Annotated in this window: 8 protein-coding genes and 1 pseudogene; 5 read left to right on the plus strand and 4 right to left on the minus strand. The window is 73.6% G+C overall.

What is annotated here, in order from left to right; genetic code table 11:
* Positions 1-54: 54 nt before the first annotated feature.
* From rimO to ABD948_RS22150, 4 genes and pseudogenes are all read left to right on the plus strand, one after another.
* A complete protein-coding gene (rimO, locus tag ABD948_RS21085; RefSeq protein WP_345272599.1) occupies positions 55-1,464 on the plus strand; it encodes a 30S ribosomal protein S12 methylthiotransferase RimO in 1,410 nt (469 codons plus the stop codon).
* Positions 1,461-2,120, plus strand: coding sequence for a CDP-diacylglycerol--glycerol-3-phosphate 3-phosphatidyltransferase (gene pgsA, locus ABD948_RS21090; RefSeq protein ID WP_345271999.1), 660 nt, complete (start codon positions 1,461-1,463; stop codon positions 2,118-2,120). Before rimO ends, pgsA begins: the two co-directional genes overlap by 4 nt.
* 176 nt (positions 2,121-2,296) lie before the next feature.
* Positions 2,297-7,075: an ExeM/NucH family extracellular endonuclease gene (locus ABD948_RS21095; RefSeq protein WP_345272004.1), complete on the plus strand. Its 4,779-nt coding sequence runs from the start codon at positions 2,297-2,299 to the stop codon at positions 7,073-7,075.
* A gap of 168 nt (positions 7,076-7,243) precedes the next feature.
* Positions 7,244-7,477: pseudogene (locus ABD948_RS22150) on the plus strand (helix-turn-helix domain-containing protein); the annotation flags it as partial.
* A 404-nt stretch (positions 7,478-7,881) separates the two neighbouring features.
* Here the strand turns inward: ABD948_RS22150 and ABD948_RS21105 are convergent.
* The 4 genes from ABD948_RS21105 to ABD948_RS21120 all read right to left on the minus strand — a co-directional run bounded on the left by ABD948_RS21105 (position 7,882) and on the right by ABD948_RS21120 (position 15,323).
* Positions 7,882-12,513, minus strand: a complete 4,632-nt coding sequence (locus tag ABD948_RS21105) for an ATP-dependent helicase (RefSeq protein WP_345272010.1) — start codon at positions 12,511-12,513, stop codon at positions 7,882-7,884.
* 115 nt (positions 12,514-12,628) lie between these two features.
* The gene (locus tag ABD948_RS21110) at positions 12,629-13,360 is read right to left on the minus strand and encodes an NUDIX hydrolase (RefSeq protein ID WP_345272013.1); all 732 of its coding nucleotides are present in this window, start codon (positions 13,358-13,360) and stop codon (positions 12,629-12,631) included.
* Positions 13,357-13,959, minus strand: a complete 603-nt coding sequence (locus tag ABD948_RS21115) for an isochorismatase family protein (RefSeq protein ID WP_345272016.1) — start codon at positions 13,957-13,959, stop codon at positions 13,357-13,359. Before ABD948_RS21115 ends, ABD948_RS21110 begins: the two co-directional genes overlap by 4 nt.
* Positions 13,956-15,323: a nicotinate phosphoribosyltransferase gene (locus ABD948_RS21120; protein ID WP_345272020.1), complete on the minus strand. Its 1,368-nt coding sequence runs from the start codon at positions 15,321-15,323 to the stop codon at positions 13,956-13,958. The genes ABD948_RS21115 and ABD948_RS21120 overlap by 4 nt, the downstream gene beginning before the upstream one ends.
* A gap of 174 nt (positions 15,324-15,497) precedes the next feature.
* Between ABD948_RS21120 and ABD948_RS21125 the strand changes: the two genes are divergently transcribed.
* Positions 15,498-15,947, plus strand: coding sequence for an HNH endonuclease (locus ABD948_RS21125; RefSeq protein WP_345272026.1), 450 nt, complete (start codon positions 15,498-15,500; stop codon positions 15,945-15,947).
* The last annotated feature ends 13 nt before the right edge of the window (positions 15,948-15,960 follow it).

A 15,960-nucleotide genomic window follows, 5' to 3' on the forward strand; every position in this document is an offset into this window, starting at 1 on the left:
GCCACGGCGCGGCATACTCGAGCGGACATGACCTCCACGACCACCCCCGCCCCGATCGCCGTCGCCCTCCAGACCCTGGGTTGCGCCCGCAACGAGGTCGACTCCGAGGAGCTCGCCGGCCGGCTGGCGGCCGACGGTTTCGTGCTCGTCGACGACCCCGCCGAGGCCGACACGGTCGTCGTCAACACCTGTGGGTTCGTGGAGGCGGCCAAGAAGGACTCCGTCGACGCGCTGCTCGAGGCCGCGGACCTCAAGGAGACCGGTCGCCCGCAGTCGGTCGTCGCCGTGGGGTGCATGGCCGAGCGGTACGGCAAGGACCTCGCGGAGTCGCTCCCGGAGGCCGACGCCGTTCTGGGCTTCGACGACTACCCCGACATCGCTGCGCGGCTGCGCTCGATCGTGGCGGGGGAGGCCCACCACCCCCACACGCCCTCGGACCGCCGACGGCTCCTGCCGATCAGCCCGGTCGACCGCGCCGAGGCGCGCGAGGAGACGCCGGACTGGGTGCCCGCCGCCCGTCGCCGGCTCCACGACGGACCGATGTCGCCGCTGAAGCTGGCGAGCGGGTGCGACCGGCGCTGCACGTTCTGCGCGATCCCCGCCTTCCGCGGGTCCTTCGTGAGTCGCCGTCCCTCCGACGTGCTGGCCGAGGCCCAGTGGCTGGCCGCGCAGGGCGCGCGCGAGCTGTTCCTGGTCTCGGAGAACTCCACCTCCTACGGCAAGGACCTCGGCGACCTGCGGCTGCTCGAGACGATGCTGCCCGAGCTCGCCGCCGTCGAGGGTGTCGACCGGGTGCGGGTCTCCTACCTGCAGCCGGCCGAGACCCGGCCCGGCCTCGTGGAGGCGATCGCCGCCACGCCCGGCGTCGCGCCGTACTTCGACCTCTCCTTCCAGCACGCCAGCAACGCGGTGCTGCGCCGGATGCGCCGCTTCGGCGACCCCGAGAGCTTCCTCGGACTGCTCGAGCAGGTGCGCCGGCACAACCCGCTGGCCGGTGTCCGCTCCAACGTGATCGTCGGGTTCCCCGGCGAGACCGAGGAGGACCTCCAGACCCTCTGCGACTTCCTGGTCGCTGCCCGCCTCGACGTGACCGGCGTCTTCGGGTACTCCGACGAGGACGGCACCGAGGCGGCCGGCTTCACCGACAAGCTCGACGATGCCGAGGTGCTCGCGCGCGTGCGGCACGTCACCGACCTGGTGGAGGAGCTGACCGCCCAGCGCGCCGAGGAGCGTATCGGCGAGCACGTGGAGGTGCTCGTCGAGCAGCTGCACGAGGATGCCGAGGAGCCCGACCACGGGGATCACCTCGCCGTCGGCCGCGCGGCGCACCAGGGGCCGGAGGTCGACGGCGTCACGTACCTGGCCGGTGGGGGGTACCGGCGCGGCGAGCTCGTCCGCGCCGTCGTCACCGGCACCGACGGCGCCGACCTGCTCGCCCGCCCCGTCCGGGAGGAGACCCCGTGACCGACGCCGCCACGCCGTCCGAGGGCCGCACCGCGCCCCCCAGCAACTGGAACCTGCCCAACGCGCTCACCACGCTGCGCATCGTGCTGGTGCCGTTCTTCGCCTGGGCCCTGCTCGCCGACGGCGGCGAGTCGGTGACCGGCCGGTGGGTGGCGTTCGTGATCTTCGCGATCGCGATGATCACCGACAAGGTCGACGGCGACATCGCGCGCGCCCGCGGACTGGTCACCGACTTCGGCAAGATCGCCGACCCGATCGCCGACAAGGCGATCACGGGCATGGCCTTCATCGGCCTCGCGATCGTGGGCGACATCTGGTGGTGGGTCGCGATCGTGGTGCTCGTGCGCGAGTGGAGCGTGACCCTGCTGCGCCTCTCGGTGCTCAAGCACGTGGTGATCGCGGCGTCGCAGAGCGGCAAGATCAAGACCACACTGCAGGCGGGTGCCCTCGGCTTCCTGGTCATGCCGCTGCCGCACGGAGACGCGCACGGGGGTGCCTTCGACGCGCTGGGCCTGCCCGGCGAGATCGTCTTCTACGCGGCGCAGGTGCTGCTGGCCGGTGCCGTCGCGATGACGCTGTGGTCGGGGTATGAGTTCTTCCGCGACGTGTGGCGCCAGCGCGACTCGCTGCGCGGTGCCTCGACCGCCCGCCGCTAGCGCCCGCCGCCAGCCCACCGCCCGCCCGTCGAACGGACCGCGACACCGGCGATGCCGGGTGTTTGCCGAATTGTTGTCTTCGCCCCGTCGCCCCATCAAGAAACCTCCGGCAGGATGCAGGGGACCCGGGCGTCTGGACCCGGGTCGCCATCTCGTGTCTCAGGGGAGTCCTCGTCTTGCAACGACGTACGCGTTTTCGCGCGCTCGCACCACTCACTGTCCTGGCACTGACCGGCTCGACGCTCGCCGTCGGCTTCAGTGCCCCCGCCCAGGCGGCCGTCACCGACCTGGTGATCAGCGAGGTCTACGGCGGAGGTGGCAACTCCGGCGCGGTCTTCACCCATGACTTCGTGGAGATCCACAACCCGACCGACGCCGCCGTCTCGCTGAGCGGGCTGTCGCTGCAGTACCGCTCCGCGGCCAGCACCGCCGCGACCGGTGCACAGCAGGTCGCCGACCTGAGCGCCGCCGGCTCGGTCGACCCCGGCGAGTACTTCGTCGTGCAGCTGGCTGCCGGCTCCGGAGCAGGCACGGCTATTCCCGACGTCGACTTCGTCGGCCCGGGCATCAACCTGAGCGCGACCAACGGCCAGGCCTTCCTGGCCTCCGGCACCGCCCCGATCGACGCGGACGGCGCCGGCAACACCACGGTCACCGACCCCGCCGTCATCGACTTCGTGGGCTTCGGGACCGCTGCCGTCTTCGAGGGCACGGCAGCCGCCCCGGCCGGCTCCAACAGCACCTCGGTCGTCCGCGACGAGACCGCCGCCGACACCGACCAGAACGGCGCCGACTTCGCGGTCAGCGACCCGCCGACGCCGGGAGCCGCCACCGAGGCGCCCGGCGAGCCGCCCGTGCCCGGGGACGCCACCATCGCCGACATCCAGGGCGAGGGCGCATCCTCCCCCCTGGTCGGCGACGTGGTCACCACCGAGGGCGTCGTCACCGGCCTGTGGCCCACGCCGGCCGGCCTCGACGGCTTCACCATCCAGACCGGCGGCACCGGCGCCAGCGCCGGCCCCGCCTCGCAGGGCGTGTTCGTCGAGAGCACCGGTGCCTTCGACGAGTCCACCCTGGCCCTGGGCGACTCCGTCGAGGTGACCGGCACGGTCGCCGAGAACTTCGGCCTCACCACCGTCGAGGCGACCGCGGTGAGCGAGCTCGCCACGGCGCTGCCGGCCGTGACGCCGCTCGAGACCGCCTACCCCACCACCGACGCGGCCCGCGAGGCCGTCGAGAGCATGCTGGTGGCCCCCACCGATACGCTCACGGTCACCAACACCTACTCCATCGACGGTGGCGGCAACGCCTTCGCCGAGATCGGCCTGGCCACCGGCAGCACGCCGCTGCTGCAGCCGACCGACGTCGAGGACTTCCAGACCGGTGACATCGCCGGCGTCAAGGCCGACAACGCCGCCCGCGGCGTGGTGCTGGACGACGGGTCGAACACCAACTACGCCCAGGGCGCCGGCCAGGACCTCACCCTGCCCTGGCTCAGCGCCACGAACGCGCCCCGTGTGGGCGCCGAGGCGACGCTCCAGCAGCCCGTGGTGATGAGCTACGGCTTCGGCAAGTGGCGGTTCCAGCCGCAGGAGCAGGTCGTCGACGAGGGCACCGACGTGGTGACCTTCGAGGACACCCGCGCCGCCAACGCCGCGCCGCAGCCCGTCGGTGGCGACCTCACGCTGGCCACCTTCAACGTGCTCAACTACTTCACCACCACCGGCCAGGAGTTCGTCGCTGCCGGTGGGGGCCGTACCTGCACCTACTTCAACGACCGCGACGGCAACCCCATCGCGAACAACCGGTGCAACCCCGACGGTCCGCGCGGAGCCGCCACCGACGCCAGCCTCGAGCGCCAGCAGGACAAGATCGTCACGGCGATCAACGGTCTCGACGCCGACATCGTCTCGCTGGAGGAGCTGGAGAACTCGGTCAAGATGCCGGGCACCGACAGCCGTGACGACGCCATCGCCGAGCTGGTCGAGGCGCTCAACGCCGCAGCCGGCGACACCGAGCCGCGCTGGGCCTTCGTGCCCTCCCCGGACGCCGCCGAGCTCCCGCCGCCCGCGCAGCAGGACGTCATCCGCACGGGCTTCATCTACGACCCGTCCTCGGTCGCCCCGGTGGGGGAGTCCGACGTCCTCGTCGACGAGGCGTTCTCCAACGCCCGCCAGCCCCTGGCCCAGGTGTTCAAGGCCGTGGGCGACGACGACGCCGACGGGTTCGCCGTCGTCGTCAACCACTTCAAGTCCAAGGGTGACAGCAGCCCGCCCGCCACCGGCGACAACGCCAACGGCGACCAGGGTGCCTTCAACGGCGACCGCGTGCGTCAGGCCGAGGCGCTCGTCGACTTCGTGGACGAGTTCAAGACGTCCCGCGGCGTGACGCGCTCCTTCCTGACCGGCGACTTCAACGCCTACACCGAGGAGGATCCGGTCCAGGTGCTCGAGGAGGCCGGCTACACCAACCTCGAGTCCGACGAGGAGGGGGACTACAGCTACAGCTTCAACGGTCTCTCCGGGTCGCTCGACCACGTCTTCGCCGACGCCGGCGCGTTCGCGCTGGTCACCGGCGTCGACGTCTGGGACATCAACGCCAGCGAGTCGCCCGCCTACCAGTACAGCCGGTTCAACTACCACCCGAACGAGCTCTTCGACGGATCGGAGCCCTTCGCGGCCTCCGACCACAACCCCGAGCTCGTGGGCTTCGACATCCCCGTGGACGCCGACCAGACCCGGATCAACCTGCTGAACATCAACGACTTCCACGGTCGGATCGACGAGAACACCACCAAGTTCGCCACGACCATCGAGCGCCTGCGCGCCCGTACCGGCGAGGACAACACGCTGTTCCTCTCGGCCGGCGACAACATCGGTGCCTCCCTGTTCGCCTCCTCGCTGGCCCAGGACAACCCGACGATCGACGTCCTGAACGCGCTCGAGCTGGCGACCTCCGCGGTCGGCAACCACGAGTTCGACCGCGGCGCCGAGGACCTGTTCGGGCGCGTCGAGGACCGCGCGGACTTCTCCTACCTCGGTGCCAACGTCTACCAGAAGGGCACCGAGACCCCGGCGATGCAGGAGTACGCCACCTTCGAGGTCGGCGAGGTCACCGTGGGTGTCATCGGCGCGATCACCCAGGAGACGCCGTCGCTGGTCTCCCCGGCCGCTATCGCCGACCTGGACTTCGGCGACCCGGTCGACGCCGTCAACCGCGTGGCCGCGGAGCTGAGCGACGGTGACGAGTCCAACGGCGAGGCCGACGTGCTCGTGGCCGAGTTCCACGAGGGCGCCAGCGCCGGAACCCCCGACGGCTCGACGCCGGAGGAGGAGATCGCCGCAGGCGGCGTCTTCGCGGAGATCGCCACCGAGACCTCGGCCGAGGTCGACGCGATCTTCACCGGTCACACCCACAAGGAGTACGCCTGGAACATCCCCGTGCCCGGAGAGGCCGGCCGCACCCGGCCGGTGCTGCAGACCGGCTCCTACGGCGAGAACATCGGCCAGATCGTGCTGACCGTCGACTCCGCCACCGGCGAGGTCGAGGCCTACCGCCAGCGCAACGTGGCGCGCTCGGCCTCGGAGAACCTGGCGTTCCCGCGGGTCGCCGAGGTCAAGGAGATCACCGACGCCGCGCTCGCCGAGGCCGAGAAGATCGGCAGCCAGCCGGTCGGCGAGATCACCGCCGACATCACCACCGCCTACAACGGTGGACGCCGCGACGACCGTGCCGCCGAGTCGACCCTCGGTGGCCTGGTGGCCAACGCGCTGCGCGACGGCGTGGCCGACTTCGCCGACCCGGACCTGGGGCTGACCAACCCCGGGGGGCTGCGGGCCGACCTGCTCCTCGAGGGCGACACCGAGTCGAACCCGTTGGACGAGGACGGCGTCGTCACCTTCGCCGAGGCCAACGCCGTGCTGCCCTTCAACAACACGGTGGCCATCGTCGAGATGACCGGAGCGCAGATCGAGGAGGTGCTCGAGCAGCAGTGGCAGACCGACGCGGCGGGCAACGTCCCGCAGCGCCCCTACCTGCAGCTCGGCATGTCCGACAACGTCCAGGTCACCGCGGACGCCACCCGGCCCCGCGGCGACCGGATCACCTCGGTGCGCATCGACGGCGAGCCGCTCGACGCCGCGGCCAGCTACACGGTCTCGACGTTGAGCTTCCTGGCCCAGGGCGGTGACAACTTCCGCGCCTTCACCGAGGGCGACGCGGTCGACACTGGCCTGCTCGACGGCGAGATGTGGCGCGACTACCTGGCCGACAACAAGCCGCTCACGCCGAGCTTCGCCCGTCGTCAGGTGTTCGCCTCCGACCTGCCCACCCCGGCACCCGCCGGCGGCCAGGTCTCGATGGTGCTCGGTCCGCGGTACACCGCTCCGGCTGCGCCCATCACCGGCACGTCGCTGGACCTGACCTCGCTGGGGTCGCCGGCCAACACCACGGTGGTGGCCACGGGCTTCACCGGCGCCGACGGTGCCACCGAGGTGCCGCTGGGTGAGTTCCCGGTGACCGACGGCCGCGCGGCCGTCTCCTTCCGGGTCCCCGCGAGCATGCAGCCCGGAGACCGGATCGACCTGGTGGCGCAGCCCAGCGGCACCACGGTCTCGCTCGAGGTCGGCGCCGCCGAGCCGGGTGGTCCCGGGGAGCCCGGTGCCAAGGCGCCGGCCAAGATCGGTGTGAAGGTCACCCCGCAGCGCGTGCGGGTCGACCGGACCCGGCCGAAGGTCGTCGTCCTGGTGCTCTCGCAGGGCGAGCGGGCCACCGGGTTCGTGCGCATCAACGTGACCGGCTCGGAGCCGGTCGTGCGCAAGCTGGTCAACGGCCGTGTGGTCATCCGCACCGGCCCGTTCGCCCAGCCCGGTGCCAAGAAGGTGTTCGTCCGCTACAACGGCAACGCCACCACCAAGGCGCGCACGGTGGGCAGGACCTTCCGCGTCATCCGCTGACCCAGCACCACTGGCGTCAGCAGCGTCACCCACGGCCCGTCCGGCTCTCGCCGGGCGGGCCGTGGCCCGTCGTGGCCGGGTTCCCCACCGCCACGACGGAACCTCCCGCGGGAAGAAACACCCCTCCGGTAGCGTTGGCCCCCACGACCACCCCGGAGGGAGACACGCATGGTGCTGTTCCGTCGACTGCTCGGCGACGTGCTCCGTGAGCGTCGCCTCGAGCGCGGCATGACGCTGCGCGAGGTCTCCCAGGAGGCGCGTGTCAGCCTGGGCTACATCTCCGAGGTGGAGCGCGGCCAGAAGGAGGCCTCCTCCGAGCTGCTCGCCTCCCTGTGCGGTGCCCTCGACGCTCCGCTGTCGGACGTGCTTCGCGAGGTCTCCGACGCCGTCCGCGTCGAGGAGGCCGCACTCGTCGGCGCCGGGCTCGGCACCGAGCTCCGCGCCGAGCGGGCCGCCGAGATCGCTGCCACCCGGATCACCGTCCGGGCACCGGCGCAGACCGTGGGCCCCGTCGTGGCCTCCGCCGCCTGACCCCCACTGCCGAGTCGGCGCTTCCGCGCGCCGGGAGACCCTCGAGTCGGCTCTTCCACGCGCTGGGGGACTGCCGAGTCGGCTCGTGCGCGCGTCGAGGGGACGTCGAGTCGGCGCTTCCGCGCATGCCCGTGAGCACCAGGGTGCGCACGGGTGCCGACTCGAGCCTTTGTCATCGCGCAGTAGCGCCTACGCGGACTGTTGTGAGCGCGCGGAAGCGCCGACTCGAGCCGTTGACAGCGCGCGGAAGCGACGGCTCGGCGGCCCCGGGGGCCTCAGCCCCGTAGGCGGAGGCCGCGGGGGGTGGCGACGAAGCCCGCGGCGTCCAGCGCAGCGCGCAGCGGGGTGTCACGGGCGCCGAGCAACGGTGCGCCGTCGGCCTTCTCGACGGTCAGGCGCCCCAGAGCGCCCCGGCGCACGGTGCTGACCAGGGCCCCGGCGGCGACGGTGAGCACGTCGACGTCGTCGCTCCAGGTGAGCAGGGTGCGGCCGCCGCGCTCCACGTACAGCACCAGCGAGCCGTCGACCAGCACGACGACGGCGCCCGCCTTGCGGCCGGGTCGGTGCCCGGCACCCTCGCCGTCCTCGCTGCCGGCGGTGGGCCAGGGCAGCGCCGCCCCGAAGGGGTTGGCGGGGTCGGTGGCTGCGAGCGCGACGGCGGTGGGCTTGGCGTCGGGGGGTAACTCGGAGAAGGTGCGGAGTCGGTCGATCGATCCGGCGGTACCGAACTGGGCGGCGCCCAACCCGGCCACGAAGTAGCCGCGCCGGCAGCGCCCGGAGTCCTCGAAGGCGGAGAGGACCTTGTAGACCGCCGCGAACCCGCCGGGCAGTCGCTCGCTGGCCACGGCGCCGCGGGTGACCACGCCGTGCCGCTCGAGCAGGCGCTCGGCGGCCACGTGCGCGCGCCGGGTGGGGTCGGCGTCCACCTCGGGCAGCAGCGCCCAGCGGCCGGCGGTCTCCGGCGGGCCGCTGCGGGCCACCGTGCCGCGGCCGGGCCGCCCGGGTCGCGCCGGCGCGCGGCGCGTGCGGTGGCTGGGGCTGCCCGAGCGCACGAGGGCGCGCAGGGGGGTGAGCGTGTCGTTGGTGAGGTGGCCTGCCCAGACCAGCTCCCACAGGGCCGCGGCCAGCGCGGTGTCGGTGCCCACGGTGACCTGCGAGCGGACGACCTCGGCCAGCTGGCGGAAGAACCAGGCACCCCCCGGTGCCAGCGCATCGAGGATCGCGCGGTGCAGGGGACTCTCCAGCAGGGCGGGGTCGGGAGCGGGCAGCGTGAGTGGGGCCTGGTCGGCCAGGTGCAGCGAGACCCATCCGTCGGAGCCGGGCAGCGAGCCGTGACCGGCCCACACCACCTCGCCCGTGGCGGTGAGCTCGTCGAGGAACGACGGCTCGTAGTCGCGCACCCGCGAGGCGAGCACCAGCGGCTCCAGCGCCGAGGCCGGCACCGGGCAGCCGGCCAGCTGGTCGATCGCGGTGACGACGCCGTCGACGCCGCGCAGCCCGCCGGTGGTGCGCTGCCACGCCACCTGGAACCGGGCGAGGGCCTCGGGCTCGACCGGTTCGACCTCCTCGCGCAACCGTGCGAGGGAGCGCCGCCGCAGACGGCGCAGCACCTCGGCGTCGCACCACTCCGAGCCCGACCCGCCCGGCCGGAACTCGCCCTCGAGCACCCGGCCCCGCCCCGCGAGGCGCTGAAGCGTGTGCCGGACGACGGCGGCGCCCAGGCCCAGCCGGGCGGCGACGTCGGGGGCGGTGAAGGGTCCGTGCGTGCGCGCGTAGCGACCGACGAGGTCGCCGAGGGGGTCCTCGACGGGGTCGGTGAAGGCCTCCGGCGTGCCCGGGGGGACAGCGACCCCCAGGCCGTCGCGCAGTCGCCCGACGTCCTCGACCACGGCCCAGCGCTCCTCGCCGGCCACGCGTACCGCCACCAGGCGGCGATGGGCGACCAGCGCCTCGAGCCAGCCCTCCAGGTCGGCGTCGGGCACCGCGCGGGCCGTGCACTCGGCGGTGCTGAGCGGGCCGACCAGCCGCACCAGGTCGACCAGGCCCTCCGCGTCGCGGGCACGCCGGTCGGGGGCGAGCCGCTGCAGCTCCTCCTCGAGCTCGGTGAGCACCTCGGGGTCGAGCAGCTCGCGCAGCTCGGCCCGCCCCAGCAGCTCGGCGAGCAGCCCCTGGTCGAGCGAGAGCGCGGCGGCCCGACGCTCGGCGAGCGGCGAGTCGCCCTCGTAGACGAACTGCGCCACGTAGCCGAACAGCAGGCTGCGGGCGTACGGGCTGGGCGAGGTGGTGGAGACGTCGCTGATGCTGACCGAGCGCTGGTCGAGGCCGCGCATCAGGCGCACCAGGGCGGGCAGGTCGTAGACGTCCTGCAGGCACTCGCGCACGGCCTCGAGCACGATGGGGAACGAGGGGTACTTGCTGGCCACCTCGAGCAGCGCGGCCGCCCGCTGGCGCTGCTGCCACAGCGGCGAGCGCCGACCGGGATCGCGGCGCGGCAGCAGCAGGGCCCGCGCGGCGCACTCGCGGAAGCGGGAGGCGAACAGCGCCGAGCCGCCGACCTCCTGGGTGACCAGCTGCTCGATCTCCTCGGGCTCGAAGACCACCACCTCGCCACCCGGCGGCTCGGACTCGGTGTCGGGGATGCGCACCACGATGCCGTCGTCGGAGGCCACGGCCTGGCCGTCGACGCCGTAGCGCTCGCGGAGCCGCGCGTTGATGGCCAGCGCCCAGGGCGCGTGCACCGGGGTGCCGTAGGGGGAGTGGAGCACGAGGCGCCAGTCGCCGAGCTCGTCGCGGAACCGCTCGACGAGCAGCAGCGTGTCGCTGGGCAGCACCGAGGTGGCCTCGAGCTGCTCGTGCAGGTAGCCGACCAGGTTCTCGGCAGCCCACTGGTCGAGGCCGTGCGAGCGCGCCTGCTCGACGGCCTTGGCGCGGGGGAGCGCACCGAGCTCGCGGGTGTAGGCACCGATGGCGGCGCCGAGCTCGGCGGGGCGCCCCAGGCTGTCGCCCTTCCAGAACGGCAGCTTGCCGGGGATGCCCGGCGCGGGAGTGACCATCACGCGGTCGTGGGTGATGTCCTGGATGCGCCAGCTGGTGGCGCCGAGCGCGAACACGTCGCCGACGCGGGACTCGTAGACCATCTCCTCGTCGAGCTCGCCCACCCGCCGGCCGACGCCCTCGCCGACCAGGAACACGCCGAAGAGACCGCGGTCGGGGATGGTGCCGCCGCTGGTGACGGCGAGGCGCTGGGCGCCCGGGCGGGCGGTGAGCGTGCCGGCCACCCGGTCCCACACCACGCGCGGGCGCAGCTCGGCGAACTCGTCGCTGGGGTAGCGCCCGCTGAGCAGGTCGAGCGTGGCCTCGTAGGCGGCGCGCGGCAGCTGGGCGAACGAGGCGGTGCGCCGCACGAGGTCGAAGAGCTCGTCGACCGACCAGGTGTCGAGTGCCGTGGCCGCGACGACCTGCTGGGCCAGCACGTCGAGCGGGTTGGTGGGCACCCGCAGCGACTCGATGCCGCCGCTGCGCATCCGCTGGACGGCGACCGCGGTCTGGGCGAGGTCACCACGGTGCTTGGGGTAGAGCACGCCCCGCGAGGTCTCACCCACCTGGTGGCCCGCCCGGCCCACCCGCTGCAGGGCGCTGGCCACGCTGGGGGGTGACTCGATCTGCACCACGAGGTCGACCGCTCCCATGTCGATGCCCAGCTCGAGGCTGCTGGTGGCCACCACCGCGGGCAGCCGGCCGCGCTTGAGGTCGTCCTCGATGACGGCGCGCTGCTCCTTGCTGACCGAGCCGTGGTGCGCCTTGGCGATGACCACCTCCGCCGGCTGCGCGACGCCCGCCTGGGCCATCACCTCGGCCGGCGGGGCGGCCGGGCTCGTCGGGCCAGCGTCGTCAGTGTCGTCACCGGCCCGGGCAGCGGCCCGCTCGCTGGCGATCTCGTTGAGCCGGGCCGTGAGCCGCTCGGCGAGCCGGCGCGAGTTGGCGAAGACGATCGTGGAGCGGTGCTGCTCCACGAGGTCGACCACCGAGGCCTCCACGTGCGGCCAGATGCTGGCGTTGCGAGCGGTGCCGTCGGCCTCGGGGTCGTCGGCGTCGAGCTCGACGGCACCGTCGGGTGCGGTCATGTCCTCGACCGGGACCACGACCTTGAGGTCCCACTGCTTCTCGGCCGGTGGCGCCACGATCTCGACCGGCGCCTGGCCACCGAGGAAGCGAGCAACCTCCTCCAGGGGGCGCACGGTGGCCGAGAGGCCGATGCGCTGCGCCGGGTGCTCGAGCAGCTGGTCGAGCCGCTCCAGGCTGAGCGCCAGGTGGGCCCCGCGCTTGGTGCCCGCGACCGCGTGCACCTCGTCGACGATCACCGTCTCGACGCCGCGCAGTGTCTCGCGCGCCTGGCTGGTGAGCATCAGGAACAGCGACTCGGGGGTGGTGATGAGGATGTCGGGCGGCGAGGTGCCGAGCCGGCGGCGGTCGGCCGGCGAGGTGTCGCCCGAGCGGGTGCCCACCCGCACCTCGGGCAGCGAGGTGCCGAGCCGCTCGGCGGTGTTGCGGATGCCGGTGAGCGGCGAGCGCAGGTTGCGCTCGACGTCGACGGCGAGGGCCTTGAGCGGCGAGACGTAGAGCACCCGGCAGCGACGCAGCTTGTCCTGCGGGGGCTCGCTGGTGAGCAACCGGTCGATCGACCACAGGAACGCGCTCAGCGTCTTGCCCGAACCGGTGGGGGCGACGACGAGCGCGTGCCGGCCGGCGGCGACGGCCTGCCACGCCCCGGCCTGCGCCGGCGTCGGGGCGGCGAAGGCGGCCTCGAACCAGGTGCGCGTGGGCTCGCTGAACGCGCCCAGGGCTGCCGCGGGGTCGGGGAGGTCGGTGGCGGGCGCGGGGGTGGTGGAGCGCCGGCGGGTGGTCACCGCCCCAGTCTGTCCGACGCCACCGACACCCCCCGCCCTCGCGCCGTGCCCGTGGCCGGCGCGAGGGTCGGGAACCTCCGGGCGCTCAGGGGCCTTCAGGGGCGCTCAGGGGCGCTCAGGGGCGCAGCATCGGCGGCGAGATCTCGGTGGCGGCGCCCCGCCGGTAGTGCAGCGCCTTGCGACCGCCTGCCCCCGAGGGCTCGCCGTGGCTGTCGGTCGGCACCACGAAGCCGTCGGTGCCGAGCACCTTGCGCCGGAAGTTGCCGAGGTCGGGCGGGGCGCCCCACACGGCCGCGTAGACGCGGCGCAGCTCGGGCAGCGTGAACGGCTCGGCCACGAAGCCCAGCGCCAGCGTCGTGTACTCCAGCTTGGCGCGCACCCGCTCGCGGGCGTCGGCGAGGATCGCTGCGTGGTCGAAGGCCAGGACCGGCGCGACCTCCGCCACCTCGCCGTCGGGCCCGGCCTCGGCCTCCGCGTCGAGCAGGTCGGCGGCGGCCCACCAGCGCGCGTCGGCGGCGTCGGAGCCGGCGTCGGGCTCGGGCAGGTCGGGGGCGAAGGCCACGTGCGCGACCGAGACCACGCGCATCCGCGGGTCGCGGTCGGGAGCGGAGTAGGTGCGCAGCTGCTCGAGGTGGCCGGCGAAGCGCTCGACCCCGGTCTCCTCGTGCAGCTCGCGCCACGCGGCGGTCTCGGCGTCCTCGTCGGGCTGCACGAAGCCGCCCGGCAGCGCCCAGGAACCTGCGAACGGCTCCTCGCGGCGCTCCACCAGGAGCACCGAGAGCTCGCCCTCGCGGATGGTGAAGATCGCCAGGTCGACGGCGACGGCGAAGGGCGGGTGCTCGCTCATACCCGCACCCCCGCCTGCTCCATCTCCGCCAGCGCCGCGGAGGTCGACGCGGGCGCCACCCCGGCGTGCAGCCCCTCGAGCAGCCGGACGCCGAAGCCCGCCCGCCGCGCGTCCAGCGCGGTGGCACGCACGCAGTGGTCGGTGGCGATGCCGGTCACCTCGACCTCGGTGACGCCGAGCTCGCGCAGCAGGTCGGCCAGGCGCTCGCCGTCGTCGGTCACGCCCTCGAACGCGCTGTAGGCGGGCTCGCCCATCCCCTTGCGCACGTGGTGGGTGACCGCCGAGGTGTCCAGCTCCGGTGCGTAGTCGGAGCCGTCGGTGGTGCTCACGCAGTGCACCGGCCAGGTCGTGGCGAAGTCGGGGTCCTCGCCGGGCTCGTGGAAGTGCCCGCCGTTGGTGCCGTCGGGGTCGTGCCAGTCACGGCTGGCCACGACCGCGGCGTAGTCACCGGCGCGCTCGGCCAGGAGGCGGCTGATGCCTCGGGCGACCTCGCGGCCACCCTCGACGCCGAGGGAGCCGCCCTCGACGAAGTCGTTCTGCACGTCGACGACGATCAGGGCGCGCGTGCTGGTGCTGGTGTCGGTGCTGGTGCCGCTCATGCGGGAGCTCCTTCGCTCGCGGGGACGGGGGTGCTGCTCGGGTCGGGGAGGTCGCGCGCGGTGGCGCCCACCTCCAGGTGCGCCTCGCCCGCCGCCACCGAGCGCGCGGCGGGGGGGAGGGACGCCAGCGCGCGCCGGGCGGTTGCGCGCGCCTCGTCGAGCGAGGGATCGTGCAGCACCCGGCCACCGCGCACGACGGCCACCTGCACGTCGTCGGGTGCGAGCTCCACGGCGGCGTCGTGGTCGAGCACGTCGTAGTGCTCGCCCACCAGCACGCCGTCCTCGTGACGGCGTCGAGCCAGCTTGCGCCCGCCCACCGACGCCTTGGCGGCCGACTTCTTGGCCACCGGTCGCAGCGGCGCGTCGGCACCGGGGCGGTCGGCGACGGCCACGAGCTTGTAGACCATGCTCGCCGTCGGGTGGCCGGACCCGGTGGCCACCCTCGTGCCGACGCCGTACCCGTCGATGGGAGCGTCCGCGAGAGCACTGATCACGAACTCGTCGAGGTCGCTGGTGACGATGATCCGCGTGCGGGTGTTGCCCAGGGAGTCGAGCAGGGCCCGCGCCCGGGCGGACTCCTCGGCGAGGTCGCCGGAGTCGATCCGGATCGCGCCGAGCTCGGGGCCGGCGACCCGCACGGCGGTGCGGATGCCCTCCTCGATGTCGTAGGTGTCGACCAGCAGGGTGGTGCCGGTGCCCTGGGCCGCCACCTGGCTGACGAAGGCGGCCTCCTCGGTGGCGTGCGCCAGGGTGAACGCGTGGGCGGCCGTGCCGACCGTGGGGACCCCGTGCAGGTGGCCGGCCGCCAGGTTGCTGGTGGAGGCGAAGCCGGCCACGTAGGCCGCCCGCGCGACGGCGACCGCGGCCTGCTCGTGGGTGCGGCGGCTGCCCATCTCGACCAGCGGCCGGTCGCCGGCGGCGGTGGTCATCCGGGCCGCCGCACTGGCGATCGCCGAGTCGTGGTTGAGCACGCTCAGCACCAGCGTCTCGAGCAGCACGCACTCGCCGAGCGTGCCGCTGACCGTGAGGACCGGACTGCCGGGGAAGTAGAGGTCGCCCTCGCGGTAGGCGTCGACGTCGCCGGTGAAGCGCAGGTCTCGCAGGTAGGCGGCGGTCTGCTCGCCGATGACCCCCTGCTCGCGCAGCCACGACACCTCGACGTCGTCGAAGCCGAAGTCGGCGATCATCGGCAGCAGGCGGCCGAGCCCCCCGAGCATGCCGTAGCGGCGGCCCTGCGGCAGCCGGCGGGCGAAGGCCTCGAACGTGGCCCGGTGGTGCACGTGGCCGTCGCGGACCCACGAGTCGAGCATGGTGAGCTCGTAGCGGTCGGTCAGCATCCCGGGGGACTGGGGTGAGCGGTCCATCGCTCCTCCTTGTTGTAGTCATATTGACTATAACAGGCGACGCGCCGTGTGAACACCTGGTGACGGCTCGGAAAGTCGGCGGCGCCCGCTGGCGCGATGGGGGATAGTGGGATCAGCGGACCCGGCCAGCCAGGCCGGGCTCGACCGGGAGGGACCCGGGAGGAGGTGGTCACCGTGAGCACGGTGCTGCTGTTCAACGCCTCCCACGAGCCGCTCGGCCGGGTCACCTTCCAGCACGCGGTCCGGATGCTGGTGCGCGAGGTCGCCGTCGTGCACGAGGCGGTCGGCGAGAGGATGATCGGCCCCTACCAGTGGCCCAAGGCGCTGCGGCTGGTCCGCTACGTGACGGCGCGCTGGCTGCACCGGCCCGCCGGGTGGACCAAGCGGGGAGTCCTGGTGCGCGACGGCCACCGCTGCGTGTACTGCGGGGCGCACGCCACCACGATCGACCACGTCCTCCCGCGCTCCCGTGGCGGTGACTGGTCCTGGCGCAACACGGTGGCGGCCTGCCAGCGCTGCAACGAGCGCAAGGGCAGCCGCACGCCGGCCGAGGCGCGGATGACGGTCCGTGGCCGGGGGCCGTGGCAGCCCACGCGGGCCCAGCTCGTGCAGCTCGCCGGCTGACCCGAGGCGCACG

The sequence above is a fragment of the Nocardioides nanhaiensis genome (assembly GCF_039542785.1).
Lineage (GTDB): Bacteria > Actinomycetota > Actinomycetes > Propionibacteriales > Nocardioidaceae > Nocardioides > Nocardioides nanhaiensis.